Origin of the sequence: Bosea sp. (in: a-proteobacteria), assembly GCF_023953965.1 — a bacterium.
In the GTDB taxonomy this organism is placed as follows: domain Bacteria; phylum Pseudomonadota; class Alphaproteobacteria; order Rhizobiales; family Beijerinckiaceae; genus Allobosea.
In genome coordinates, this window is record NZ_JAMLIX010000002.1 from 283,071 (window position 1) to 309,714 (window position 26,644).

Annotated in this window: 21 protein-coding genes and 1 pseudogene; 17 read left to right on the forward strand and 5 right to left on the reverse strand. The window is 69.2% G+C overall.

Going from position 1 to position 26,644, the window contains the following annotated elements; translation table 11 throughout:
* The first annotated feature begins 28 nt into the window (after window positions 1–28).
* The 8 genes and pseudogenes from ccmI to M9917_RS16320 all read left to right on the forward strand — a co-directional run bounded on the left by ccmI (window position 29) and on the right by M9917_RS16320 (window position 10,642).
* The gene (gene ccmI, locus M9917_RS16285) at window positions 29–1,132 is read left to right on the forward strand and encodes a c-type cytochrome biogenesis protein CcmI (protein ID WP_297255407.1); all 1,104 of its coding nucleotides are present in this window, start codon (window positions 29–31) and stop codon (window positions 1,130–1,132) included.
* Between the two features lie 35 nt (window positions 1,133–1,167).
* Window positions 1,168–1,629, forward strand: a complete 462-nt coding sequence (ccmE, locus tag M9917_RS16290) for a cytochrome c maturation protein CcmE (RefSeq protein WP_297257100.1) — start codon at window positions 1,168–1,170, stop codon at window positions 1,627–1,629.
* 7 nt (window positions 1,630–1,636) lie between these two features.
* Window positions 1,637–3,613, forward strand: coding sequence for a heme lyase CcmF/NrfE family subunit (locus tag M9917_RS16295; RefSeq protein WP_297255409.1), 1,977 nt, complete (start codon window positions 1,637–1,639; stop codon window positions 3,611–3,613).
* 4 nt (window positions 3,614–3,617) lie between these two features.
* On the forward strand, window positions 3,618–4,088 hold the full coding sequence (locus M9917_RS16300) for a cytochrome c-type biogenesis protein (protein WP_297255410.1): 471 nt from the start codon (window positions 3,618–3,620) through the stop codon (window positions 4,086–4,088).
* A 236-nt stretch (window positions 4,089–4,324) separates the two neighbouring features.
* Window positions 4,325–5,371: pseudogene (locus tag M9917_RS16305) on the forward strand (trypsin-like peptidase domain-containing protein); the annotation flags it as partial.
* A 130-nt stretch (window positions 5,372–5,501) separates the two neighbouring features.
* Complete coding sequence (locus M9917_RS16310; RefSeq protein WP_297255412.1) at window positions 5,502–6,185, forward strand: response regulator transcription factor; 684 nt, start codon at window positions 5,502–5,504, stop codon at window positions 6,183–6,185.
* A complete protein-coding gene (locus tag M9917_RS16315) occupies window positions 6,169–7,671 on the forward strand; it encodes a sensor histidine kinase (protein ID WP_297255414.1) in 1,503 nt (500 codons plus the stop codon). The genes M9917_RS16310 and M9917_RS16315 overlap by 17 nt, the downstream gene beginning before the upstream one ends.
* Window positions 7,672–7,687: 16 nt before the next feature.
* On the forward strand, window positions 7,688–10,642 hold the full coding sequence (locus tag M9917_RS16320; protein WP_297255416.1) for a bifunctional [glutamine synthetase] adenylyltransferase/[glutamine synthetase]-adenylyl-L-tyrosine phosphorylase: 2,955 nt from the start codon (window positions 7,688–7,690) through the stop codon (window positions 10,640–10,642).
* A 91-nt stretch (window positions 10,643–10,733) separates the two neighbouring features.
* Here M9917_RS16320 and M9917_RS16325 read toward each other — a convergent pair whose 3' ends face one another.
* From M9917_RS16325 to M9917_RS16335, 3 genes are all read right to left on the reverse strand, one after another.
* Window positions 10,734–13,028 (reverse strand): PAS domain-containing sensor histidine kinase, encoded by a 2,295-nt coding sequence (locus M9917_RS16325; protein WP_297255418.1) that lies wholly within the window; start codon window positions 13,026–13,028, stop codon window positions 10,734–10,736.
* Between the two features lie 226 nt (window positions 13,029–13,254).
* Window positions 13,255–15,900, reverse strand: a complete 2,646-nt coding sequence (gene pepN / locus M9917_RS16330; RefSeq protein ID WP_297255420.1) for an aminopeptidase N — start codon at window positions 15,898–15,900, stop codon at window positions 13,255–13,257.
* Window positions 15,901–16,062: 162 nt separating this feature from the next.
* Window positions 16,063–17,502, reverse strand: coding sequence for a cation diffusion facilitator family transporter (locus M9917_RS16335; protein WP_297255422.1), 1,440 nt, complete (start codon window positions 17,500–17,502; stop codon window positions 16,063–16,065).
* A 93-nt stretch (window positions 17,503–17,595) separates the two neighbouring features.
* Here M9917_RS16335 and M9917_RS16340 point away from each other — a divergent pair, with 93 nt between their 5' ends.
* The 5 genes from M9917_RS16340 (at window position 17,596) to M9917_RS16360 (ending at window position 20,427) form a co-directional block, all read left to right on the forward strand.
* Complete coding sequence (locus M9917_RS16340; RefSeq protein WP_297255424.1) at window positions 17,596–18,045, forward strand: VOC family protein; 450 nt, start codon at window positions 17,596–17,598, stop codon at window positions 18,043–18,045.
* A gap of 60 nt (window positions 18,046–18,105) precedes the next feature.
* Entirely contained in the window at window positions 18,106–18,351 is a 246-nt protein-coding gene (locus M9917_RS16345) for a type II toxin-antitoxin system VapB family antitoxin (protein ID WP_297255425.1), read from the forward strand.
* Window positions 18,351–18,761: a type II toxin-antitoxin system VapC family toxin gene (locus M9917_RS16350; protein ID WP_297255427.1), complete on the forward strand. Its 411-nt coding sequence runs from the start codon at window positions 18,351–18,353 to the stop codon at window positions 18,759–18,761. Before M9917_RS16345 ends, M9917_RS16350 begins: the two co-directional genes overlap by 1 nt.
* Complete coding sequence (locus M9917_RS16355; RefSeq protein WP_297255430.1) at window positions 18,751–19,662, forward strand: PfkB family carbohydrate kinase; 912 nt, start codon at window positions 18,751–18,753, stop codon at window positions 19,660–19,662. Before M9917_RS16350 ends, M9917_RS16355 begins: the two co-directional genes overlap by 11 nt.
* 96 nt (window positions 19,663–19,758) lie before the next feature.
* The gene (locus tag M9917_RS16360; protein ID WP_297255432.1) at window positions 19,759–20,427 is read left to right on the forward strand and encodes an urease accessory protein UreE; all 669 of its coding nucleotides are present in this window, start codon (window positions 19,759–19,761) and stop codon (window positions 20,425–20,427) included.
* Between the two features lie 15 nt (window positions 20,428–20,442).
* On the opposite strand, the gene uxuA is transcribed toward M9917_RS16360, so the two are convergent.
* Together uxuA and M9917_RS16370 are read right to left on the reverse strand one after the other, a co-directional pair.
* On the reverse strand, window positions 20,443–21,639 hold the full coding sequence (gene uxuA / locus M9917_RS16365; protein WP_297255434.1) for a mannonate dehydratase: 1,197 nt from the start codon (window positions 21,637–21,639) through the stop codon (window positions 20,443–20,445).
* A gap of 48 nt (window positions 21,640–21,687) precedes the next feature.
* Window positions 21,688–22,383: a GntR family transcriptional regulator gene (locus M9917_RS16370; RefSeq protein WP_297255436.1), complete on the reverse strand. Its 696-nt coding sequence runs from the start codon at window positions 22,381–22,383 to the stop codon at window positions 21,688–21,690.
* Between the two features lie 158 nt (window positions 22,384–22,541).
* Between M9917_RS16370 and M9917_RS16375 the strand changes: the two genes are divergently transcribed.
* From M9917_RS16375 to M9917_RS16390, 4 genes are all read left to right on the forward strand, one after another.
* Window positions 22,542–23,732, forward strand: coding sequence for an ABC transporter substrate-binding protein (locus tag M9917_RS16375; protein WP_297255439.1), 1,191 nt, complete (start codon window positions 22,542–22,544; stop codon window positions 23,730–23,732).
* A 118-nt stretch (window positions 23,733–23,850) separates the two neighbouring features.
* Window positions 23,851–24,918 (forward strand): ABC transporter ATP-binding protein, encoded by a 1,068-nt coding sequence (locus M9917_RS16380; RefSeq protein ID WP_297257101.1) that lies wholly within the window; start codon window positions 23,851–23,853, stop codon window positions 24,916–24,918.
* A complete protein-coding gene (locus M9917_RS16385) occupies window positions 24,915–25,802 on the forward strand; it encodes an ABC transporter permease (protein WP_297255440.1) in 888 nt (295 codons plus the stop codon). Before M9917_RS16380 ends, M9917_RS16385 begins: the two co-directional genes overlap by 4 nt.
* A 4-nt stretch (window positions 25,803–25,806) precedes the next feature.
* The gene (locus M9917_RS16390; RefSeq protein ID WP_297255442.1) at window positions 25,807–26,637 is read left to right on the forward strand and encodes an ABC transporter permease; all 831 of its coding nucleotides are present in this window, start codon (window positions 25,807–25,809) and stop codon (window positions 26,635–26,637) included.
* Window positions 26,638–26,644 lie beyond the last annotated feature (7 nt).

Here is a 26,644-nt window from a genome sequence, read left to right on the forward strand (position 1 = left end):
CGACCGGACGATTGGCTAAGAACGCCGCATGATGATCTGGGCCATCTTCGCAGCCATGACGGGAGCGGCGGTCTTCGCCCTGCTCTGGCCGCTCGGCCATGGCCGGATGCAGGGCTTTGCCGATGTCGCCGATGCCCGCAGCCTCTACCGCGCCCAGCTCAAGGAGATCGACCGCGATCTCGCCCGCAGGCTGATCGGAGAGGAGGAGGCACAGGCCGCCCGCACCGAGGCCGCCCGCCGCCTGCTGCGCGCCGCCGGCGACGAGGCCGGGCCCGCCGGCGAGACCGAGCCCTCGCTGCGCCGCCGCCGGGCGAGCTCGGCGCTGATGCTCTCCGTGGTGCCGCTGCTCGCGCTCGTGATCTACGGCCTCTACGGCGCTCCCGGTCAACCCGACCAGCCGCTGGCGGCGCGGCTGGAGAAGGCCGGCCCGCAGCAGGATTTCGCCGTCATGCTCGCGCGGATGGAAGCCCATCTCGCCGCCAACCCCGCCGATGCGCGGGGCTGGTCGCTGCTCGCGCCGATCTATCTGCGCCAGGGCCGCTATGACGAGGCGGCGAAAGCCTTCGCCGCCGCTGTCCGCTTCGGCAAGCCCGATGCCGAGCTTTACGCAGGGCTGGGCGAGGCCCGCATCATGGAGGCGGGCGGCGTCGTCACCGCCGCCGCGCGCGAGGCGCTGGCCGAGGCGGTGAGCCTCGATCCGAAAAGCCCGCGCGCCCGCTACTACCTCGCCCTCGCGAAGGAGCAGGACGGCGACGGCGCGGGCGCCGAGGCTGCGCTCGTCGAGCTCCTCGCCGAGGCGCCGGCGGATGCCGACTGGGCCGGCGCCGTGCGCGGCCGGCTGGAGCGGATGCGCGGCGATGCCGGCGGCAAGGCGATCGCGGCCCTGCCCGAGGCCGAGCGCCAGCAGGCGATCAGGGCGATGGTCGACGGCCTTGCCGAGCGCTTGAACGCCGGCGGCGGCAGCCTGCCCGAATGGAGCCGTCTGATTCGCGCCCGCACCGTCCTCGGCGACAGGGCGGCCGCGCTTCAGGCGATGAAGACCGCGCGCGAGCGGCTGGCGGGGGACGAGGCGGCGCTTGCGGCGCTCGGCGCTCTCGCGCAAGAACTGGCCTTGAAGGAGGCCGCGCCATGACCGTTGCCCAGCCGACGCGGCCGGCGAAGCGCCGCCTGACCCGCAAGCAGCTCAGGCTGACCCTGATCGCGGCGGCCGGCGCCGTGCTGTTCCTGGCGGCGGGCCTCGTCCTCTTCGCGATGCGCGACACCATCGTCTTCTTCTTCGGCCCGACGGAGATCGTTGAGAAGGGCGTTCAGCCCGGCACGCGCATGCGGCTCGGCGGGCTGGTCGAGACCGGCTCCGTCCAGCGCGGCCCGGGCCAGCGCATCTCCTTCGGCGTCACCGACGGCAGGACCTCGATCAAGGTCGGCTATGACGGGCTCCTGCCCGACCTGTTCCGGGAAGGGCAGGGCGTCGTCACCGAGGGTATTTTCGAGGGCGCCGGGCACTTCAAGGCGGATTCGGTGCTGGCGAAGCACGACGAGACCTATATGCCGCGCGAGGTCGCCGACGCGCTGAAGAAGCAGGGGCACTGGCAGGCCGGCGGCACTGCGCCTGCGCCGGTGAAGCCGTGAGCCGCGCATGATCGTCGAGATCGGCCATTATGCGCTGGCGCTGGCGCTCGGCGTCTCCGTCATCCAGACGGTGGTGCCGTTCTGGGGCGTGTTCCGCCAGGACCGGACGCTGGCCTCGGTCGGCGCAAGCGCGGCGCTCATCTCCTTCGCGCTGGTCGCGCTTTCCTTCGCGGCTCTGGTGACCTCCTATGTCCGTTCGGATTTCTCGGTCGCCAACGTCGCCGCCAATTCCCATTCGGCGCAGCCGCTGATCTACAAATTCACCTCGGTCTGGGGCAACCACGAAGGCTCGATGCTGCTGTGGGTGCTGATCCTGACGCTGTTCGGGGCGCTGGTCGCGCTGTCGCGCCGCTCGCTGCCGCCGCGCCTGCGGGCCGGCGCGCTCGCCGCGCAGGGCCTCGTCGCGGTCGCCTTCCTCGCCTTCACCCTTTTGACCTCGAACCCGTTCCAGCGCCTCAGTCCCGCGCCGGCCGAGGGGCAGGACCTCAACCCGATCCTGCAGGATCTCGGCCTCGCGATCCATCCCCCGCTCCTCTATGTCGGCTATGTCGGCTTCTCGATCACCTACGCCTTCGCGGTCGCCGCCCTGATCGACGGGCGCATCGACGCGATGTGGGCGCGCGCCGTCCGGCCCTGGACGCTGCTGGCCTGGACCTTCCTGACGCTCGGCATCGCGATGGGCTCCTACTGGGCCTATTACGAGCTCGGCTGGGGCGGCTGGTGGTTCTGGGACCCGGTCGAGAACGCCTCCTTCATGCCCTGGCTCGCCGGCACGGCGCTGATCCACTCGACCGTGGTGATGGAGAAGCGCGACGCGTTGAAAGTCTGGACGATCCTGCTCGCGATCCTGACCTTCTCGCTCTCGCTGCTCGGCACCTTCATCGTCCGCTCCGGCGTGCTGACCTCGGTGCATTCCTTCGCCACCGAGCCGGCGCGCGGCCTCTTCATCCTGTTCATCCTGATCTTCTTCGTCGGCGGGTCGCTCGCGCTCTTCGCCTGGCGGGCGCCGCTCTTGCGGCAGGGCGGGCTGTTCGCGCCGGTCTCGCGGGAGAGCGCGCTCGTCGTCAACAACGTCTTCCTGGCGACGGCCTGTGCCACCGTCTTCGTCGGCACGCTCTATCCGCTGCTGCTGGAGCTTTTGACCGGCGACAAGATCTCGGTCGGCCCGCCCTTCTACAACGCCACCTTCGTGCCGGTGATGGTGCCGCTGCTGCTGCTCATGCCGATCGGCCAGTCGCTCGCCTGGAAGCGCGGCGACCTGCTCGGCGCCGCGCAGCGCAATGCCGCCGCCTTCGGGCTCGCCGTGCTGGCGGCGCTTGCGCTCATCGCCATGACGCGCGGCGGGCCGGTGCTGGCGCCGCTCGGCGTGGGCTTGGGGCTTTTCCTCGTCCTCGCCGCCGGCTTCGACCTCGCCGAGCGCATCGTGACGCGCGCCAGCGGCCCGAAGGCGATGCTGTCGCGCGCCAGGGGCCTGCCGCGCTCGGCCTGGGGCACGGCTTTCGCCCATGCGGGCCTGGGCTTGAGCATCATCGGCATCGCCGCCGCAGCCTGGAGCAGCGAGGCGATCGCGGTCCTGAAGCCCGGCGAGCGGCTGACCAGCGGCCGCTATACCGTCGTCCTCGAGGCGATCTCGCCACGGACCGGGCCGAATTTCCGGGCCGAGGTCGCCCGTTTCCGGGTTTTCTCCGGCGACCGCGAGCTTCAGCCGGTCGAAGCCTCCAAGCGCGTCTACACCGCCCGCTCGATGCCGACGACCGAGGCCGGCATCCGCACGGATGGCTTGAGCCAGGCCTATATCGGCCTCGGCGAGGTGGAAGGCGGCGGCATCGCCGTGCGCCTCCACGACAAGCCGCTGATCCTGCTGATCTGGATCGGCGCGCTCGTCATGGCGTTCGGCGGCGGGCTTTCCCTGACCGACCGGCGCTTCCGGCTGGCGGCGCCCAGGCGCGCCGCGCCTGCCGCCGTCGCTGAGCCGGCGGAGTAGGCCGATGCGGCGGATCGCCCTCGCCCTTTTCCTCCTGCTGCTGGTTTCGCCCGCCGCCCGCGCGGTGCAGCCCGACGAGATCCTGCGCGATCCGGTTCTGGAGCAGCGGGCGCGGGATATCTCCGCCGGCCTGCGCTGCCTCGTCTGCCAGAACCAGTCGATCGACGATTCCGACGCGCCCTTGGCCCGCGACCTGCGCATCCTCGTCCGCGAGCGGCTCACCGCCGGCGACGACGACAAGGCGGTGGTCGCCTTCGTCGTCGCCCGCTATGGCGATTTCGTCCTGCTCAGGCCGCCCTTCAACGCCCATACGCTGATGCTCTGGGCCGCGCCCTTCCTCATCCTGCTGGCGGGAGCGGGTTTCGTCTGGCGCCGCGGCCGGCAGCGCGCGGGCGAGGAGCCCGCGACCCCCGCGCCACTGACGGAGGAGGAACGCCAGCGCGTCGACAGCCTGCTGCGGGACGAGCCGGAATAGGCGCCGGCGGGCGTCTCAACCTTACCAAAACGTCATCTTCAGGCCAAAGCCGCGTAAGGCGCCGGCCGCCATGGTCCTCCTCACGAGCAGGGGAAAGCGCCCTGTCACTCCACGAGGTTTCCGCCATGACGACACAGACTGAACATCGCAAATCCATCCTGAAGCGCGGCGCCCTTCTCGCCGGCACCGCCATTCTCGGCATCGGGCTCGTCGCCGGCGTCGCCGATCGCGCGCTGATGCAGGACCATGCCGCCCTCGCGCAGCCGATCCAGCTCTCCGGCGCGCAGGCCACGCTGCCCTCCTTCGCCGACCTCGTCGACAAGGTGAAGCCGGCCGTCGTCTCGGTGCGCGTCAAGACCGGCGGCGCGGCTTCCGACGAGCAGAGCCTCGACGACCTGCCGCCGGAGCTGCGCCGCTTCTTCCGCAACCAGGAGACCGAGCGCCCCAATAGGCCGCAGCGGCCCCAGGGCATGGCCCAGGGCTCGGGCTTCTTCGTCAGCCAGGACGGCTATGTCGTGACCAACAACCACGTCGTCGAGAAGGCGACCGAGGTCCAGATCGTCACCGATGCCGGCAAGACGCTGGAGGCCAGGGTGGTCGGCACCGATCCGCGCACGGATCTGGCGCTGCTCAAGGTCAAGGACGAGGGCAATTACCCTTATGTCCCGCTCTCCGGTGCCAAGGCGCGCATCGGCGACTGGGTGCTGGCGATCGGCAACCCCTTCGGGCTCGGCGGCACGGTGACCGCCGGCATCGTCTCGGCCCAGGGTCGCGACATCGGCTCGGGCCCCTATGACGACTTCATCCAGATCGACGCGCCGATCAACCGCGGCAATTCCGGCGGGCCGACCTTCAACCAGAACGGCGAGGTCGTCGGCGTCAACACCGCGATCTATTCGCCCTCGGGCGGCAATGTCGGCATCGCCTTCGCGATCCCCGCCTCGACCGTCAAGTCGGTCGTCGACCAGCTCAAGAAGGACGGCAAGGTGGCGCGCGGCTTCATCGGCGTGCAGATCCAGCCGGTGACCGGCGAGATGGCCGATGCGATCGGGCTGAAGGAGCCCAAGGGCGCGCTCGTCGCCGAGGCGCAGGGCGATGGCCCGGCCGCCAAGGCGGGCATCCGCCGCGGCGACACCATCACCGCCGTCAACGGCGAGGCGGTCAAGGACGCGCGCGACCTGTCGCGCAAGATCGCCGCCTTCGCGCCCGGCGCCAAGACCACGATCACCCTCTACCGTGAAGGCAAATCGCGTGACGTGACCTTCGAGGTCGGCCGCCAGCCCGCGGCCTGAGCGTAGCCGGCGGGTTCACCGGTTCCTGTCGCCCCAGTCGGGGGACCCGCCGTTACGGCGGCAGGTCGGATGCGTATGCTCCGGCCTGCCGTTCTCGTGATTCTTGCGATAGGGTTGGCCGATGCGACTCCTCATTGTCGAAGATGATGCCGAGGCTGCGGCCTATCTGACCAAGGCGTTCCGCGAGGTCGGCCATGTCGCCGACCATGCCGCCGACGGCTTGCAGGGCTATGCCATGGCCGAGGGCGGCGGCTACGACGTGCTGGTCATCGACCGCATGCTGCCGCGCCTCGACGGCCTCTCGCTGATCCGCTCGCTGCGCGAGCAGAAGGACGACACCCCGGCGCTGATCCTCTCGGCGCTCGCCCAGGTCGACGACCGGGTGAAGGGCCTGCGCGCCGGCGGCGACGACTACCTGCCCAAGCCTTATGCCTTCTCGGAGCTGCTCGCCCGCGTCGAGGTTCTGGCGCGCCGGCGCGGGGCGCCAGCCGCCGAGCCGACCTCCTACCGCGTCGGCGAGCTTTCGCTCGACCGGCTCGCCCACCGCGTCACCCGCCAGGGGCAGGAGATCGTCCTGCAGCCGCGCGAGTTCCGGCTGCTCGAATATCTGATGAAGCATGCCGGCCAGGTCGTGACCCGCACCATGCTGCTGGAGAACGTCTGGGACTATCATTTCGACCCCCAGACCAACGTCATCGACGTGCATGTCAGCCGCCTGCGCGCCAAGGTCGACAAGGGCTTCGAACCGCCGATGATCCACACCATCCGCGGCGCGGGATACATGGTCCGTGACAACGCCCGCTGACCCCCTTCCGAGGAAGCGCCAGAAGTTCCTGCCGACGCTGTTCCGCACGACCGCCTTCAAGCTGACGGCGGCCTATCTCGTCATCTTCGCGCTCTTCGCCGCCTTCGTGCTCGGCTATGTCTCCTGGAACGCCAGGCGCCTGCTGACCGACCAGATCCGCTCGACGATCGACGCCGAGATCCGGGGCCTGGCCGAGCAGCAGCGCCAGGGCGGCATCCGCCGGCTGGTCAACATCATCGAGCGCCGTTCGCGGGCGCCGGGCGCCTCGCTCTATCTCGTCACCACGCCGGTGGGCGAGCGCATCGCCGGCAATGTCGAGGCGATCCCGCCCGGCACGCTCGATCGCACCGGCGAGAGCGAGATCGAATATGCCCGCTCCAGCGAGGCGATGGATACGCCGGGACGCGCGCTGGTGCGCGTGTTCATCCTGCCGGCGGGGTTTCGCCTGCTCGTCGGGCGCGACCTTGAGGAGCGCGAGCGGCTCGGCATCGTCATCCGCCGCGCCGCCGGCTGGTCGCTGGCGCTGGTCTTCGTGCTCGGCTGCTTCGCGAGCTGGTTCGTGGCGCGGCGCGTCCTCAAGCGCATCGACGGCATGAGCGAGACGGCGCACGCCATCATGGCGGGCGACCTCGAAGGCCGGATCGCCATCACCGGCACGGGCGACGAGCTCGATCGCCTCGCGCTCAACCTCAACGCCATGCTCGACCGCATCGGCGAGCTGATGGCCGGCATGCAGCAGGTCACCGACAACATCGCCCACGACCTCAAGACGCCGCTGACGCGCCTGCGCAACCGGGCCGAGGAAGCGCTGCGCACGGCGAAATCGCCGGACGAGCTCCGGGCCGCCCTCGACGGCGCGATCGAGGAGGCGGACAACCTGATCCGCGTCTTCAACGCGCTCCTGATGATCGCGCGGCTGGAGGCCGGCCGCGTCAGCGACAATATGAGCGAGCTCGACATCTCCGAGATCGTCTCGGGCCTCGCCGAGCTTTACGAGCCGCTGGCCGAGGAGGCGGGCCTGTCGCTGGCGAGCGACGTCGCCCCGGGGCTTAAGATCCGCGGCAACCGCGAGCTGATCGGCCAGGCCCTCAACAACCTGATCGACAACGCGCTGAAATACGGTGGCCCGGAGCAGGGCGGCGACGGCACCGTGACCGTCGTGGCCCGGCAGGCGGGCGACCGGGTCGCGCTGTCGGTCGCCGATCATGGGCCGGGCATCCCGGAGGCCGATCGCGGCCGCGTCTGCGACCGTTTCGTCCGGCTCGACGCCAGCCGCAGCAAGCCGGGCTTCGGGCTCGGCCTGTCGCTGGCGGCGGGCGTGGTGCGCCTGCATGGCGGCGAGCTCAGGCTCGAGGACAATGCGCCGGGCCTGCGCGTGGTCATCCTCCTGCCGGCGAGCGGCCCCAAGCCTGTGGACACGCCCGTCCTCGCCGAGCCCGCCGCCTCGACACAGGCGCCAAACCCTGCTGGCGTGTCTTCCCACTGAGGCAGGAAGATGCGCGATGGCGGAACGGCTCTGTGACAGGCTCGAAGCGGCGCCGGTCCTGCCGGCGAAGGCCAAGGCCGAGACGCTGCTGAAGCGCGAGCTGATCGAGCGCCTCCACGACGAGGAGGCCGCCGCGGCGCTGAAGGCGCATCTGGCCGAGCATCCACGCTCGGCCGCGCTCATCGCCGGCATACTGAGCCATTCGCCCTTCCTCACCCAGATCATGCGCTTCGATCCGGCCGGACTGCTCGCCAGCCTGGTGCAAGCGCCGGAAGCGCGCCGCGACGCGCTTCTCACCGATATCGCGGCCTTCGGTGCGGCAGGCCCCGAGACCGCCGATCTGATGCGCGCGCTGCGCCGTTTCCGCCGCTCGATGGCGCTCCTGATCGCGCTTTCCGATATCGGCGGCGCCTGGGACGTCGAGACCGTGACGCAGGCGCTGACCGCGACCGCCGACATGGCCGCGCGGCTGGCCACCGACCATGTCCTGCGCCAGGCCGCCGATCTCGGCCGGATCAACCTCGCCGACCCCGCCGATCCCGGTCCCGGCTCCGGCCTCGTCGTACTGGCGCTCGGCAAGCACGGCGCGGGCGAACTGAACTATTCCTCCGACATCGACATCGTCGTCTTCTTCGACCCCGAGGCGGCGGAGGCGGCCGGCGTCGGCGAGCCGTCGAGCTTCTTCGTCAAGCTGACCCAGCAGATCGCCCGCATCATCCAGGAGCGCACGCCGGACGGCTACGTCTTCCGCGTCGACCTGCGGCTGCGGCCGGACCCGGCCTCGACCCATGTCGCGATCGCGCTGCCCTCGGCCTATTCCTATTACGAGACGGTGGGGCAGAACTGGGAACGCGCCGCGATGATCAAGGCCCGGCCCATCGCCGGCGACATCGCGGTCGGGGTGCGTTTCCTGAAGGACCTCGCCCCCTTCATCTGGCGCAAATATTTCGACTTCGCGACCATCGCCGACATCCATGCGATGAAGCGCCAGATCCAGACCGTGAAGGGCCACGAGACCATCGCGGTCGCCGGCCACAACGTGAAGCTCGGCCGCGGCGGCATCCGCGAGATCGAGTTCTTCGTCCAGACCCAGCAGCTCGTCTTCGGCGGCCGCCGCCCGGCCTTGCGCGGCCCGCGCACGCTCGACATGCTGAAGGAGCTGACCAACGAAGGCTGGATCACGCCTGCGGCCCGCGACGAGCTCTCCGAATCCTATCGCTGGCTGCGCACCATCGAGCATCGCCTTCAGATGCAGGACGACGAGCAGACGCAGACCCTGCCGAAAGCCGCGGCCGATCTCGAAGGCTTCGCCCGCTTCTGCGGCTATCCTTCCGCGGCCGCCTTCGGCAAGGCGCTGACGGCGCACGCCAGGCGCGTCGAGGGCCATTACGCCCTGCTGTTCGAGGAGGGGCCGAGCCTCGCCTCCGAGGCCGGGACGCTGAGCTTCACCGGCTCCGAGGCCGATCCCGAAACCATCGAGACGCTGGTCAAGCTCGGCTTCCGCGACGGCGCACTCGCCGCGGAGACGGTGCGCGGCTGGCATTTCGGCCGCCGCGCCGCCGTCACCAGCGCGCGAGCGCGGGAGGTGCTGACGGAGCTGACGCCGGCGCTGCTCGTCGCGCTCGGCCGCACAGCCGATCCGGATGGCGCGCTCGCCCATCTCGACAATGCCTTCGTGCGGATGCCGGCGGCGATCGAGCTTCTGACGCTGCTGCGCTCGCATGATTCCCTGCTGACGCTCTTCGCCGAGATTTTGGGCAGCGCGCCGCGCCTCGCCAAGGTCGCCGCGCTCCATCCCCATGTGCTCGACGGCGTCATCGATCCGGCCTTCGGGCAGGCGGCGCCGGATGTCGCAGCGCTCGAGAAGCGCATCCGCGCCTATGTCGGTTCGCCGCCGCCGAGCGTCGAGGACGGGCTCGATCGCCTGCGCGACGCTGCCCGGCAGGAGAATTTCCTGGTCGGCGCGCGGCTCCTCTCCGGCGCCTATCCGGCGCAAGGCGCGGGGCAGGCCTATTGCGCGGTCGCGGAAGCCTGCCTGCGCGTCGCCTTCGCCGATACGCGCCGGGCCTTCGCGGAAGACCACGGCGTCGTCGAGGGCGCCGAGACGGTGGTGCTCGGCCTCGGCCGGCTCGGCGCGGGCGAACTGACACCGTCATCCGATCTCGACCTGATCCTGCTCTACGACCGGCCCGAGGAGGCCGCCCAGAGCGACGGCGCGCGAAGCCTCGACCCCGTCACCTGGCATGTCCGGTTCACCCAGCGCCTCGTCGCGGCGCTGACGGTGCCGACCCGGCGCGGCACGCTCTACCAGGTCGACATGCGCTTGCGCCCGACCGGCAACAAGAGCCCGGTCGCGACCCAGTTCGCGAGCTTCGAGGCCTATCACGCCGGCGATGCGGAGATCTGGGAGGAGATGGCGCTGACGCGTGCGCGGGTCGTCGCCGGCGATGCCGGGCTCGCGCGGCGGGTCGAAGCCGCGATCCGCGCGATCCTGTCGCGCGAGCGTGTGCCCGCAAAGGTCGCGACGGCGGTGGCGGAGATGCGCGCGCTGATCGCGAAAGAGAAGGGCGATAAGGACCCCTGGGACCTGAAGCTCGCCGCCGGCGGCATCACCGATCTCGATTTCCTCGCCCAGTTCCTGCTGCTCGCCTATGCCGGCCGGCATCCCGGCCTGATCGTCAACGACACGGCCGCGGTCTTCGCCGCCGCGCGTTCAGCCGGGCTTCTGTCGGAAGGCGATGCGTCGGTCCTTCTGGAGGCGCATCGCCTGATCGGCGACGTCCAGCTCTGGCAGCGCTTCACCGTCGAGGAGGCGTTCGATCCCAAGGCCGTGCCGCCGCGTGTGCTGCGCCGGATCGCGACCGCGGTCGGCCGGCCCGACGCCAAGGTGCTGAAAGCGGAGCTCGACGAGGTGCGCGGGGCGGTGAGGGCGATCTTCACGCGGGTTCTGGGCGAGGCGCGGAAGAATTGAGTCTCCGCTGTGCGCAGCCCACACCTTTGTCATTCCGGGTTCTTCGCTTCGCGAAGCCCCGGCATGACGAGGGCAGGGTGAGCTGGACCTTTCAAGCCGCCTGCGCGGTGACGTGTTCGGCGCCGCCGTCGAGCGGCAGGTGAACCATGACGATGGTGCCGGCGCCCACCGCCGAGCGCAGGCGCAGCGAGCCGCCATGCAGCTCGGTCAGCGAGCGGGCGATGGCGAGCCCGAGCCCCGAGCCCTTGTAGCTGCGCACCAGATCGCCCTCGACCTGCTCGAAGGGCCGGCTGATGCGCTCGATCTTCTCCTTCGGGATGCCGATCCCGGTATCCTCGACGAAGATGTTGAGCGCGCCGGGGACGGAGCGGGTGCGCACCGCGATCCGTCCGCCTTCGGGCGTGAACTTGGCGGCGTTGTCGAGCAGGTTGCCGAGGATCTGGTAGAGCGCGTGCGGATCGGCCGAGAGCGGGGTGTCGAGCGGGCCTTCGATGGTGAGCACGATCTGCTTGCGCTCCACCTCGGGCTGGACCTTCAGCAAGACCTGGTCGAGCACGGGCTTAAGCGCGATCTCGGCCTTCTCCAGCCGCATCCTGCCGGATTCGATGCGCGACATGTCGAGGATGTCGTCGATAATGCCGAGCAGATAGCCGCCGCTGGAACGGATGTCGCGGACGTAATCGGTGTATTTCTCGCCGAGCGGGCCGAACATCCCGCCTTCCATGATCTCGGAGAAGCCGATGATGGCGTTGAGCGGCGTGCGCAGCTCATGGCTCATATTGGCGAGGAATTCGGATTTGGCGCGGTTGGCGCTTTCGGCGGCGGCCTTCTGCTCGAGATAGCGCTCGGCGAGGTCGGCGAGCTGCTGGGCCTGGGCCTCAAGCTTCTGGCGCGAGGCCTTGAGGTCGGTGACGTGCATCAGGAGCTGGTGCTCGGACTGGGTGAGCCGTTCCTCCTGCTGCTTCAGCTTGGTGATGTCGGTGCCGACCGAGACCGAGCCGCCGTCCTTGGTGCGCCGGCCGTTGATCTGCAGCCAGCGCCCGTCCGAGAGGCGGGCCTCGTAGGAGGCGCCGGCGGTGCCGCGCTGCACCCGCAGCGGCTCGCGGTCGATCTGCGGCTGGGCCGAGAACTCCATGATCTCGTCGTAAGGAGTGCCCGATTGCAGCGCCTCGGCCGGAAGCTGGTGGAGCTGCTGGTATTTCGCGTTGCAGAGCACGAGGCGGTTCTCGGCGTCCCAGAGCACGAAGGCTTCCGAGATCGCCTCGACCGCGTCGCGCAGGCGCGCGTCGGCGGTGGCGGTGCGCTCGGCCATGCGGCGCTGCTCGGAGATGTCGACGACGATGCCGACGAGATGGCGCGAGCGGGTGCGCCGGTCGATCACGAGCTCCGCGCGCGCCTTGAGCCAGAGCCATTCGCCCGAGGCGGCGCGCACCCGGAATTCGCGGTCGAGATGGTCTGCCTCGCCGCGGCTGATCGCGTCGGCGAGCGCGTAGAGGTCGACATCCTCGCGGTGGATGAAGCTCGAGACCTCGCCGAAGGACATGTACTCGCCCGAGCGGTCGTAGCCGAGCAGCGCATACATCGAATCCGACCAGTAGATCCGGCCGCGCGCTAGGTCCCAGTCCCACAGCCCGCAATGGCCGCGGTTGAGCGCGGTGTCGATGCGCTCGCGCACGCAGTCGCAATCCTGGTCGGCTGCGCTCGCCCGCTTCGACTGGAGCATGAAGGCGAGCGTGGTGACGCCGAGCACGAGGCCGGCGGCGCCGAACAGGATGGCCAGCCCCGAACGGCGGATCTGCCAGGTCGAGAGCGCCCGCGACACCGGCTGCAGCACCGCGACCTGCCCGAGCGGGGCTGTGAGGTTGCGCACGCTGGCGAAGGCGTCTGCGCCGTTGGGGAGCGTGATGCGCATCACGCCGGCGCGGTCGCCGAAGACGGTGAGCGGCTGGGTCTGCCCGAGCAGGTCGACGAGCGTGCGCTGGGTCTGGCCGATCACCGGCTCGCTGGCGACGACGCGCCCGTCAGCGCGGCTGACATGGACGATGCGGCCCTGCTTGGCGAGGTGGCGGGCGGCGAGCGCGGCGAGCGCGGCCGCCGGCTCCCGCTCCGCCAGCGTCGCGGCATCGAGCTCGCGTGCGACCAGCGCGGAGACGAGCTCCATGTCGCCGGCCGCGTCGATCAGGGCGTCGTCGCGCATGGCGGTGATCTGGATCAGCGCGCCGGCGCCGAGGATGACGAGGAAGATCCCGACCAGCGTGGGTATGGCGGTGCGGAAGGTCGGCTCGAAGCTTTCGAAGCGCTGGTACAGAGGATGCGTCAGCGATCGTGCCACACCCAGAATCGTGTCGGCGCGCACGGATGCGCAGCTCGCGTTGGCACGCGACATGCCCGTTCCCCTTCGGATACTTCACCGTCAGCAGATCGGGAGACGTGCCGCATCCCCGCGAATCACCGTCAGTTGAATCCGGGCGCTCCGGTTTGTCTAGCCTTGAGTTGAGTCAAGGGTGTCGAATTCTCCTTTAGGTTGTGGCGCTTGCGGCGATGAATCCTGTGCGGGTAATGAAACGTTAATGTTTTGGACAGGTCGGCATTAACCACTGCCGGAAGAGCGCTCAGGCGAGCGCCCTTTCGGCGATGTCGGCGACGTCGCGCGACAGGTTCGGCAGGTTTGCGACGGTGCCGAGCGCCTCCCGCGCCAGCTGCTTGCGGCCGGGCTCCAGCATGCGCCAACTCTTGAACGAGCCGAGCAGGCGCGAGGCGACCTGCGGGTTCGTCCTGTCGAGCGCGACGACGATCCCGGCGACGAAGCGGTAGCCGGCGCCATCGGCCCGGTTGAACTGTGTCAGGTTCGCCGCGAAGCCGCCGATCAGCGCCCGGACGCGGTTGGGGTTGCCGAGCGAGAAGGCGGGATGGCGCATCAGCCGCTCGACGCGCTCCAGCGTGGCAGGCTCGGGAATGAGCGCTTGCGCCATCAGCCATTTGTCGAGCACCAGCGGCTCGTTCGCATAGGTTTCCGCGAAGCGGGCGATCAGAGCCTCGCGGCGTTCGCCGGGGATCAGCGTCATCGCCGCGAGCGCCGCCAGCCGGTCGGTCAGGTTGTCGCCGCCGTCGAACTGCGCCTCGCAAAGATCGGCGGCCTCGGCCGGCGCGGAGAGCGCCGCGAGCCCGAGCAATTCGTTGCGCAGCGCCCGCCGCCCGGCGGAAGCGGAGTCGGGGCGATAGGCGCCGCTCGCGACGAGCGTCTCGCGCAAGGCCGGCAGCGCCTCGAGAAGGCTCGAGCCGATCGCGGTCGAGAGGCCGCGATGGGCGGCGAAGATCGCCTCGGGATCGACGTCCCGACCGATCTCGCGGGCGATGTCGGCGGGCGCGGGCAGCCGCAGCACCTGCGCCGCGAAGGCCGGGTCGGACAAGGCATCGCTTTGAAGGAAGCTGCGTAGCGCCGTGCCGAGCCGGCCCGCGGTCGCGGCGAGGAGGCCCGGATCGGCGCCGGGCCTGCCCGCGGCCACGAGCGCGCGGGTGGCCACGCTCTGCAAGGCTTGCCAACGGTTGAAGGAATCGCTGTCGGAAGCGAATTGCCGCACGAGATCGGCATCGGACAGGTCGAGTTCGAGCCGCGCCGGCGCCGAGAAGCCGCGCATCAGCGAGGGGATCGGCGCCTCCGGGACATCCTCGAAGGTGATCGCGAGCGAAGCCCGGTCGAGCACGACGAGCCCGTCGCCGGCATAGGCGTTCGAAGCGGTCTTCAGCGGCAGGTCGCCCCTGCTGCCGACGAGGCCGAGCCGGATCGGCAGCACCATCGGCTCCTTCCCGCTCTGGCCGGGAGTCGGTGGCGTGCTTTGCGCGAACTCCAGCGTGTAGCGCTTCCCCGCGGCATCGTAGCGGCCGGATGCCACGATGGTCGGCGTGCCGGCCTGCTCGTACCAGCGGGCGAAATGGGAGAGGTCCCGGCCCGCGCTTTCGGCGAAGCAGGCGAGAAAATCCTCGATCGTCGCGGCGGTGCCGTCGCAGCGTTCGAAATAGAGGTCCATGCCCCGCCTGAAGGCGTCGTCGCCGATCAGGGTTTTGAGCATGCGGATCACCTCCGCACCCTTCTCGTAGACGGTCGGCGTGTAGAAGTTGTTGATTTCCTTGTAGGCGCGCGGCCGGACCGGATGGGCGAGCGGCCCGGCATCCTCCGAGAACTGGGTCGAGCGCAACGTGCGCACATCGGCGATGCGCTTCACCGGGCGCGAGCGCTCGTCGGCGGAGAATTCCTGGTCGCGGAAGACGGTCAGCCCCTCCTTCAGGCAGAGCTGGAACCAGTCGCGGCAGGTGATGCGGTTGCCGGTCCAGTTGTGGAAATACTCATGCGCGATGATCGCCTCGATCGAAGCGTAGTCGCCGTCGGTCGCGGTCAGCGGATCGGCCAGCACGTATTTGTCGTTGAAGATGTTGAGGCCCTTGTTCTCCATCGCGCCCATGTTGAAGTCGGAGACGGCGACGACGTTGAATACGTCGAGATCGTAGCTCAGGCCGAAGACGCGCTCGTCCCAGCGCATCGAGCGGGCGAGGCAATCCAGCGCCCAGCCGGCGCGCCCCGCCTTGCCGGGCTCGACATGCACGGCGAGCTCGACCTTGCGGCCCTCGGCCGTGACGTAGTCCTGCCGGACATGGTCGAGCGCGCCGCCGACCAGCGCGAAGAGATAGGCGGGCTTGGGATGCGGGTCGTGCCAGACGGCGAAATGCCGCTCGCCGCCCGGCAGTTCCGCCGCCGCGACGAGATTGCCGTTGGAGAGCAGCACCGGCGCCTCGGCCTTCGCGGCTTCGAGCCTCACCGTATAGACGCTCATCACGTCCGGCCGGTCGAGGAAATAGGTGATGCGGCGGAAGCCGTCGGCCTCGCATTGCGTGCAATAGACCTGCGACGAGCGGTAGAGCCCCATCAGCCTGGTGTTGGCGGAGGGGTCGATCTCGGTCTCGATCGTCAGCGTGAAGTCGTGCGGCGGCGGGGTGGGGATCGTCAGCGCGCGCGGCGTCGCCGTATAGGCTGAACGGTCGAGCGGCTTGCCGTCGAGGCTGATCGCCTTCAGCGCAAGCTCGTCGCCATCGAGGATGAGTGGGGCGCCGGGCCTTCCGTCCGGGTTGGGCCGCAGCGCGAGCAAAGCGCGCACCTGTGTCTTGCGTGGATGCAGGCCGATATCGAGATCGACGGTATCGATCAGCCAGTCGCTGGGGCGGTAATCCTCGAGGCGGATCAGCGGGGCGTCGTCGGTCGGCATGGCAACCCTGATGGCGAAGGTCAGGCGGCGTTTCTAGAGCATGCCGGCGTGGGAGGGAAACACCGCCGTCATGTTCGGGCTTGACCCGAACATCTCGGAAACCAGTGCCTTCCCGTCCTGAGATAGATCATCGTGACCGCGTCCGATAGGACGCGCGATGATCTAGGGCGCCACCGCCGGCTCCGCATGGCTGACCAGCCGGCAGACCTGCGGGCGGGCGATCCGGACCGCCCGCTCGATCGCATCGACCGCTTCATGCACGGCGGCGACGTCGAGCCCGGCGTCGACCCGGCAATGGTAGTTGACCACCAGCCCCTTGGCGGTCTGGCGCACGCGCACGCTGTGGATGTCGTGGATCGGCCCGTCAAGCTTGCCGGCCTCGCCCGCCAGCGTCTTGCCGATGTCCTCGACCGTTTCCCAGGCGGCGTTGTGGCCGGCGGGCTGGCCGGTCTCCATCGGCTCGATATGGGTCTCGACCTCGGTTTCCCCGCCGAACTCGGCCCTGATCGCGCTTTCGAGCCGCGTCGCGATCTCGTGCGCGGCGCCGAGCGGCAGGGTGGCGTCGACCTCCATGTCGAGGCTGACCGAGAGCTTGTCGCCGATCGAGTGGACGGTGACGTGGTGCACCGGGATCTTGAGCTTCAGCGCGATCAGCAGCACGCGTTCGAGCGCCGTCTCGTCGTCGACCTGCACGGGGTCGGCCGTGATCGTGATCTCGGCGCCGGGCTCGGCCGCGGCCAGGGCCTCGCCGAGCTCGGCCTTGATCGCCACGACCCGGTCGAGCGGCAGCGTCCGCGAGACGCTGATGCCGATCTCGCCATGGACGCGCCCGCCGGCCGGGCGGATGCGCAGCCAGTTGAGGCCGACCACGCCGGGCACGCCGCGGGCCGCGTCGCGCAGCCTCTCGCCGACGCCTTCAGGGGCGGTGTCCATCAGCGTGTCGAGCACGCGCCGGGCGAGCCGGTAGGCGCAGAAGGCGGTATAGGCCGCGATCGCGAAGGCGGCGGCGGTGTCGGCCCGCTCGAGCCCGTACCAGGTTCCGATGAGGCCGAGCAGCACCAGCGCCGAGCCGACGAAATCGGCCGAGAAATGGGTGGCCTCGCCGGCCAGCGCCTCGCTGCCGGTCTCCTTCGCGACCTTGGTCAGGGAGCGCCAGCGGATGGCGTCGACCGTCATCGACAGCAGCATCACGCCGATGACGAGCGGCGTCACCTCGACATGGGCGGTGATGTTGCTCCAGAGCCGGTTGCCGGCTTCCCAGAGGATCGCACCGGCGAGAATGAACAGGATCGCGGTCTCGACCAGCGCGGCGAGAGCCTCGACCTTGCCATGGCCGTAATGATGCTCCTCGTCGGCGGGCTTGTCGGAGGCGCGCACGGCAAACCAGGTGAACAGCGTCGAGCCGACATCGACCAGCCCCTGCAGCGCGTCGGTGAGCAGGGCGAGCGAGCCGGAGATGACGGCGCCGAGGATCTTCGCCCCCGTCAGCAGGATCGTCGCCATCACCGAGAGGATCGCGGCGCGCTGCTTGATCAGCGCGATCTGGGCGGGCGTGGCGCGCGCGGCCGGTTCCGTCGCCGGCCCGTCTTGCGTTGTCGTCATGGCTCGTCCTGTTCGGAAGCGCTTGGAACGGGGATGCTCTTGCCTGATTTAGGAAACGGATCAACCCTGCCGCCCTTTCGACGAGGACAGACGATGCGTTATCTCCACACCATGGTGCGCGTGACCGACCTGGATCAGGCGCTTGATTTCTACGTCGGCAGGCTCGGGCTCACCGAGACCCGCCGTGTCGAGAACGAGAAGGGCCGCTTCACCCTGGTCTTCCTGGCCGCCCCGGACGACCTCGCGCAGGCGAAGGCCGGCGCCTCGCGCGGCCGCCCGACCCTGGAGCTGACCTGGAACTGGGACCCGGAAACCTACACCGGCGGTCGCAATTTCGGGCATCTCGCCTATGAGGTCGACGATATCTACGCCACCTGCGACAGGCTGATGAAGGCCGGCGTCACCATCAACCGCCCGCCGCGCGACGGCAATATGGCCTTCATCCGCTCGCCCGAGAACATCTCGATCGAGCTGCTCCAGAAGGGCGAGCCCAAGCCCCCGGCCGAGCCGTGGCTGAGCATGCCGAACACCGGGAGCTGGTGAACGCGATATTGGCGGGCGATAGCCTCCATGATATCATCGATTGATATCATGGAGGCTGCGATGGGCATTCTCGTCCGCGACCCGAGGATCGACCGCATGGTCCGCGAACTCGCGGAGCGTGACGGCATCAGCTTGCAGGCCGCGATCGGCATGGCGGTGGAACGCGAGCTGAAGCGCCGCGAGGAGCGGCGTCGGCAGGTCGACGAAGCCACGCGCAAGGCACAGGAAAGGCTGGCGGCTTACCCGACTGTCGATGACGGCCTGACTCATAAGGAATTCTTCGACCGCGAATATGGTGACGCCTGATGTTTCTGGACGCCTCCGTCATCGTGGCGAATTTGTTGGAAGAGCCTGAAGCTCCCTCGATCAGGGCATCGCTGGTCGACGAGAACGAGATCCTGACGTCGCCCATCGCCATATTCGAGGCGTCGGCGCGCCTGGCTGCAGTAAAGCGCTTCGGCATCGACGAAGGGTACAGGGTGGTGCGGGACTTCCTCGAAGACGCGAAGATTCGGATCGTCGCAATCGATGACGGGGTCGGTCGGATCGCTCACGCCTGCGCGGCCGCATACCATCATTCGACCCGCCATCCCGCGCGCCTCAACATGGGGGATTGTTTCGCCTATGCGTCCGCCCGGGCGGCCGGTATGAAGCTCGCCTACAAGGGCGATGATTTCGTCCACACGGATATCGAAGGCCAACGTTTTGGCTCGTGAAACCGGTCGTCCCGGCGTCTTCTGCCTCGGCATCGCCACGCTGGATTACGTCTACAGCGTCGAGACCCTGCCCGTGGGCGGCGAGAAATACCGCTCGCGCGGGCTCGCCGTCGTCGGTGGCGGCTGTGCCGGCAACGCCGCGGTCGCGATCGCGCGGCTCGGCGGCGCCTGCTGGCTCGCCACCCGCCTCGCCGACGATCCGACCGGCGACCAGATCGTCGCCGATCTCGAAGGCGAGGGTGTCGATGCCGGCTTCGTGCGCCGGGTCGCGGGGTTACGCTCCCCCGTCTCGGCCATCGTCGTCGATGCTGAGGGCGAGCGCATGGTGATCTCCTATTCCGACCCGGCCATGCCGGAAGATACCGGCTGGCTGCCGCGGGCGCTGCCGGAAGGCGCGGGCGCGGTGCTTGCCGACACGCGCTGGGGCGAGGGCGCTTTCGCCGCGCTCGAGCTTGCGCGCAAAGCCGGCGTGCCCGGCGTGCTCGACGGTGACCGCAACCCGCCGCATCCGGGCCTCGTCGGCACGGCGAGCCATGTCGCCTTCAGCCAGCAGGCGCTGCGCGAGCTCTCGGGCGAGGACGATCCGCGCGCCGGGCTTAGCCGGGTCGCGGCCGAGGTCCCGAGCTGGCTTGCGGTCACGCTCGGCCGGGAGGGCGTGCTGTTCATGGAAGACGGCGCGGTCAGCCACGTTCCGGCTTTCAGGGTGGAGACGGTCGATACGCTCGGCGCCGGCGATGTCTGGCACGGGGCCTTCGCGCTCGCGCTCGCCGAGGGGCAGGGCGAGCTCGCCGCGATCCGCTTCGCCTCCGCGACCGCCGCGATCAAATGCACCCGCTTCGGCGGGCGCGCCGGCGCGCCGCGGCGCGAGGAGGTCGAGCGTCTGCTGGCCGAGGCCCCCTGAGAGCCGGGTAGCACGGCCGCCGGTTTGTGCTACTAAGCTGCGGTCCGGGCTCTGGGCGCCGTCGCGCCTCCGGCCCATGCCAGGGAACCGCCGCAGATGCTTCGCGCCACCTCCGTTCTTCGCAAAGCCGCCGTCAAGGCCGATCGCGTCGCCGATACGATCGCGCTGGGCCACAAGGACCGCAACCGCGGCGGCGCCACCGTCACGACGGCGGGCGGGCTGTCCGTCACGATCGACCTCGACAGGCCGGCGGTGCTGAACGACGGCGACGCGCTGAAGCTCGAGGACGGCCGCCTCGTCCAGGTCAGGGCCGCGGCCGAAAGCCTGCTCGAGATCCGCGCCGAGAACCCGCTGCGGCTCATCCGCCTCGCCTGGCATCTCGGCGGCCGTCACGTTCCGGCCGAGATGACGGCGGAGGCGCTCTATGTCGCCAACGACGCCGCGCTCGGCGAGCTGGTGCGCGGGCAGGGCTGCGCGATGAGCGTGGTCGAGCGCCCGTTCCAGCCGGAGCCGGAGGTCCGTCACCACGCCCATGGCGACGATTGCGGCTGCGGGCACGAACACCATCACCATGGCCACGATCATCATCACGGCGATGACCATGGCCACCGTCATGGGCATCATGGTCACGACCATGCGCATGCGCACGAGCACCATCATGCGCATGGCGAGGGTTGCGGCTGCGGCCATGACCACGGCCATCACGATCATGGCCACGCTCACGGCGCGGCGCATGGCCACAAGGGCCATTCCCACGATCATTGAGGCGGCCGGCGCCGCCTATGCGGCGTAGCCCCTGACCTGCGCCAGCGCGGTCATGACGCCGCGCAGCTCGGCGAGCCCGCGCAGGCGCCCGACCGCCGGATAGCCCGGGAAGCTGCCCTTGCCGACGTCGTCGAGCAGGGCGTGGCCGTGGTCCGGGCGCATCGGGATCTGCCAATGCGGCTGGCCTTCAGCCTTCCGGCGCTGCTCTTCGGCCATCAGCGCGTCGACGAGCGCGACCATGTCGGTGTCGCCGCTCAGATGCTCGGCCTCCATGAAGGAGCCGTCCGGCTGCTTGGCGACGTTGCGCAGATGCGCGAACCAGATCCTGTCGGCGAAGCGGCGCGCGATCGCCGGCACGTCGTTCCTCGGATTGGCGCCGAGCGAGCCCGAGCACAGCGTCAGCCCGTTCGCCGGTGAATCGACAGCACCGAGGATATAGGCGATGTCGTCCTCGTCCGAGCAGATCCGCGGCAGGCCGAACAGCGGGCGCGGCGGGTCGTCGGGATGGATGCACATCCGGATGCCGACCTCCTCGGCCGTCGGGACGATCGCCTCGAGGAAGCGCTTCAGGTTCTCGCGCAGCCGCTCATGCGTCATGCCGGCATAGCGTTCGAGGATGCGCGCCAGGCCCGGCAGGTCGTAGCGGTCGAAGGCGCCGGGCAGGCCCGCCATGACGCTCGACAGGAGCCGGTCGCGCTCGGCCTGGTCGGAGGCGTCGAACCAGGCTTTCGCTTTGTCCATGACCTCGCGGGAATGGCCCTCCTCGGCGCCCTTGCGCTTCAGCATGAAGTGATCGAGCGCGACATATTCGTGCAGGTTGAAGCGCAGCGCCGTGCCGCCGCCGGGCAGCTTGTGGGCGAGCTCGGTGCGGGTCCAGTCCAGCACCGGCATGAAATTGTAGCAGATCACCTGAAGCCCGCAGGCGGCGAGGTTTCGCATCGACTGGCGGTAGTTCTCGAAGATGGTTTCGAGGTCGCCTTCGCCGATCTTGACGCTCTCGTGGATCGGCAGGCTCTCGACCACGCTCCATCTCAGGCCGAGGCTGCCGTCGCCGCGGATGATCGCCTGGCGCTTCTCGATCTCGTCCACGCTCCAGACCACGCCATAGGGGATCTGATGCAGCGCGTTGACGATGCCGCTCGCTCCGGCCTGCCTGGCGTCGGTGAGCGTCACCACGTCGTCTGGCCCGAACCAGCGCCAGCATTGTTCCATGGTCGGATATCCTTCGCGCGAGGCTGCTGTATCGAAAAAAGGGTCGCGTCAGGGGGTGTCGTGGGCGAGGCGGGAATCGTCGAACACGTCGGCATGATCCTTGGCGATCGTCTCGATCGTCGCGAAGACGGTGCGCAGATGCGCGCGCATCGCAGCCTCGGCGGCTTTCTCGTCGTGCCTGACGATGCAGGCCGCGATGATCCTGTGCTCGCGCAGGATCACCTGCGACCAGGACGGCGTTTCGAGCGAGAGGCAGCGCACCCGGTCCATCTGGGCCTTCACCCCCTCGATCACGCTCCAGACGGCGCGGTGGCCGGCGATGCGCGAGATCTCGGCATGGAAGACCTCGTCGAGACGGAAGATCTCGGCCCGGTCCTGCCGCTCGACGGCCCGCGCCTGCTCCTCGACCAGCGCCTCGAGCCGCTGCCTGCCGGCCACGCCGATGCGCTGGGCGGCGAGCACCACGGTGCGGCATTCCAGCGTCTCGCGCACGAACTGGCTGTCATGCACCGCGGCGAGGTCGATCGGCGCGACGAAAGTGCCGACCTGCGGCACCGCGACCAGGAAGCCTTCCTCGACGAGCCGCTTGAACGCCTCCCTGACCGGCGTGCGGCTGACGCCGAAGCGCAGCGCCATGCGCGCCTCGGACATCGATTCGCGCGGCTTCAGCGCGCCGCTGACGATGTCGGTGCGCAGCACGCTGTAGATCTGGTCCGTGCTGTGACGCGTTGCAGGATGGGCCATTGCCAAGCTCTCGACGACTAGTATACTAGGATACCGATCAACCGGGGGCTGCGTCAACTTGGCAGCGTCCGCGGGTGAGGGCCGGGCGCCGGATGGCGGGGCCGGACCGGCATACGACAAAACGTCAAGAAGCGGGTGTCCGCATCGGGAGGAGCATCATGGGTCAGGACAACATCAATCGGCGTCATTTTCTCGGCGGCGTCGCCGGGCTTGGCGTGGCTGCGCATGCGCCGGGCGCCTTCGCGCAGCAGCTCAAGCTGCCGACCTCGCCGGTGGCGCTGTCGATCGTCGACGTCGCGGGCAATCTCGCCCTGACGCAGCGGGCCATCGAGAACTATCGCAAGGCCAAGCCCAACGTCGTCTCGCGCATCACCTTCACCAAGGCGCCGGCGCCGGAGCTGCCGGGCAAGATCAAGGCCCAGCAGGCCGCCAACCGCGTCGACATCGACATGGTGCTGACCGGCACCGACGCGCTCTCGGCCGGCATCAGCCAGAATCTGTGGGTGCCGCTCCTGCCGCAGCAGGCCGCCAACCTGCCGAAGCTTCAGGATATCTTCCTCGAGGGCGCCTGGAAGATGCAGGGGCTGGCCGGCGGGCAGGGCGTCGTCGTGACCTATTACCCCTCCGGCCCGCTCATCCAGTACATGCCCGACAAGGTCAAGACGGTGCCGACCACGGCCGAGGAGCTGATGGCCTGGACCAAGGCCAACAAGAACCGCCTGATCTATGCCCGCCCGGCGAATTCCGGACCGGGGCGCACCTGGATCATGGGCCTGCCCTACATCCTCGGCGACAAGGACCCGAAGGACCCCGAGAAGGGCTGGGACAAGACCTGGGCCTATCTCAAGGAACTCGGCGAGAACATCGAGTACTATCCCGCGGGCACCGGCGCGGTGATGAAGGAGCTCGGCGACGGCTCGCGCGACATGACGCTGACCACCACGGGCTGGGACATCAACCCGCGCGCGCTCGGCGTCGTGCCGAAGGAGTCCAAGGTCGGCGCGATCAAGGGTTTCCACTGGGTCACGGACGCGCATTACATGTGCATCCCGAAGGGCGTCTCGGACGAGAAGCTCGCCGTCCTCCTCGACCTGATGAACTTCCTGCTCACCAAGGAGCAGCAGGCCTACACCTTCGACGAGGGTTATTTCTATCCGGGCCCGGCGGTGAAGGGCGTGACGCTCGACATGGCGCCGGAGGACAGCCAGAAGGTGATCAAGGAGTTCGGGCGGCCGGAATATGCCCAGCTGATCGCGGACAATCCGCTCGAGGTGCCGCTCGATCCCGACAAGATGGTCATCGCCTTCCGCATCTGGGACGAGCAGGTCGGCGGCGCCAAGAAGAAGTAGCCCGCGGGCTGTCGGCCAGGGCCCCGGCGGGGCCTTGGCCCGCTCACGCGACCGGGAGCCGTCCCCGTCGGGGCGGCCCCGCCATGCCAGCTGTTTCACAAGCCCGGACGCCATGACCATCAACGCAGCCTCCTTTCGCGAGCTCAGGCTCGACCGCCTGAGCCGTGACTTCGGCACCCACAACGCGCTCAAGGATGTCTCGCTGACGATCGGCAAGGGCGAGTTCATCGCCCTTCTCGGCCCTTCGGGCTGCGGCAAGTCGACGACGCTGAACCTGATCGCGGGCTTGCTGCCCGCGACCGGCGGCGGGATCTGGCTCGACGACAGGCGCATCGACCCCTTGCGGCCGGAGGAGCGCGGCTTCGGCATGGTCTTCCAGAACTATGCGCTCTTCCCGCATATGACGGTGGCGAAAAACATCGGCTTCGGCCTGAAGATGCGCGGCACGCCCAGGGCCGAGATCGACCGGCGCGTCGCTGAAGCCGCGGCGCTGGTGCATCTGCAAGGCCAGACCGAGAAGCTGCCCGGCCAGCTTTCCGGCGGCCAGCAGCAGCGCGTCGCCATCGCGCGCGCCATCGTCGTCGAGCCGCCGCTGGTGCTGATGGACGAGCCGCTCTCCAATCTCGACGCCAAGCTGCGTCTCGAGATGCGCGCCGAGATCCGCCGCATCCACAACACGCTCGGCGCCACCACGATCTACGTCACCCACGACCAGGAGGAGGCGATGTCGCTCGCCGACCGCATCGTCGTGCTGCGTGACGGGCAGGTCCGCCAGGTCGGCACGCCGGAGGACCTGTTCTCGCGGCCCGACCACCTCGACGTCGCCGAGTTCATGGGCTTCCGCAACAAGGTCGCGGGCAAGGTCGCGAGCGTCGCCGAAGGCCGCGCCACCGTCGCGCTGGGGGAGGCCGCGTTGTCCGGCCGTACCCGTCGCGCGCTTACCGCCGGCGGCGACGCCTGGCTCGCCATCCGGCCCGAGGATCTGCACCCGGTCGCGGCCGGCGAGCCCGGCCTGAAGGCCGAGGTCGTCTCGACCGAGTTTCGCGGCCGCGAATTCGTCGGCTTCGCCCGCATGGCCGACGGCACCGATTTGTCCTTCCTCGCCGCGCAGAAGCTGACGCCGGGCGAGGCGGTGACGCTTTCCGCCGATCCCGAACGCGTCCTCGTCTATGGAGGCGCGGCGTGAGCACGGACACCTCCATCCCGCTGAAGCAGCGGCTGGCGGCGCGCGGCCTCGACGGGCTGACGCTGCTCGTCCTGCCGGCGGTCCTGTTCCTGCTGGCGCTGTTCATCTACCCGTTCCTCTACGGGCTCGTGCTCTCCTTCGAGCCGAAGGAGGGCGGCATCTTCGCCAATTACCAGCGCTTCTTCTCGGATTCCTTCCTCTACGGCACGATCGCGACGACGCTCTGGCTCGCGCTTCCGGTGACGGTCGCGACGCTGGCGCTGGCGATCCCGATCTCCTTCCGCGTCCGGCTGATGAAGAACCAGCGCCTGCTCACCACGATCCTGGTGATCCCGATCACGCTCGGCACGGTCCTGGTCGCGCAAGGTCTCCTGAACTATCTCGGCCCGCAGGGCTGGTTCAACCGCGTGCTGATGGCGGTGGGCCTGATCTCCTCGCCGGTGAAGCTTCTGCACAATTACTGGGGCGTGATGCTCTCGCTGGTGATCACCGGCTTTCCCTTCACCTTCCTGCTGACGCTCTCCTATCTCTCCGGCATCGACCCGGCGCTGGAGCAGGCGGGGGCGACGCTGGGAGCGGGGCCGTGGGAGCGCTTCAGGCACATCCTGTTCCCGCTGCTGCTGCCGGGGCTCGCCATCACCTTCTGCCTGAGCTTTGTGCAGGCTTTCTCGGTCTTTCCCTCGGCGGTGCTGCTCGGCGCGCCGGCGGGGCCGACCCGCGTGATCTCGATCGCCGCCTATCAGGCCGCCTTCGAGGATTACGACTACTCCATGGCCTCGGCGATCGCGATGATCATGGCGCTGGTGCAGTTCGCCATCGTCGTCCTGGTGCTGGGCGCGCGCGGCTTGCTGTATCGCGGCCCGGCCGGCGGCGGAAAGGGCTGATCCGATGGTCAAGGACACCCGGCTCTCGACGAAGCTGTGGGCAGCCGCGAACTGGGCGCTGATCGCCTTCTTCGTCGTCAACCTGTTCGGGATGATCGCGACGGTGGTGACGTCGTCCTTCGCGACGCGCTGGCTCGGCACCTGGCTGCCCGCCGGCTGGACGACGCGCTGGTATTCCTCCGCCTGGGCCGAATTCCAGCTCTACGACGTGCTGCTCGTCACCTTCCAGATCGTCTTTTTGGTGGTGGCGCTGTCGGGGCTGATCGGCGTGCCGGCGGCCTATGCGCTGGCGCGACGCGATTTTCCCGGCAAGAAGCTCGTGATGCTGCTGTTCCTCTTGCCCTTGCTGGTGCCGCCGATCACCTTCGGCATTCCGCTCGCGACCGTGCTCTACCAGACCGGTTTCGCCGGCCAGATGTCGGGCGTGGTGCTGGCGAACCTGGTGCCGACGGTGCCTTTCGTCATCCTGGTGATGATCCCCTTCATCGAGCAGATCGACACCAAGATCGAGCAGGCGGCGCGCGTCTTCGGCGCCAATACCTTCAAGCTCTTCGTGCATGTGCTGTTGCCGCTCCTGCTGCCGGGCATCCTGGCGGCGCTGCTGCTCGTGCTGGTCCGGACGCTCGCCATGTTCGAACTGACCTTCCTGACGGCCGGCCCGACCAGCCAGACGCTCGTCGTCGCGCTCTACTACGCCGTCTTCGCCGCCGGCGTGCGCGCGGTGCAGTCGATCGATGCCATGGCGGTGATCTACATGATCACGACGCTGATCTGGCTCGTCATCGCGCTGCGCTTCGTCAACCCGACGCAGATCGTCGCCCGCGCCAAGAAGTGAGGGCGCG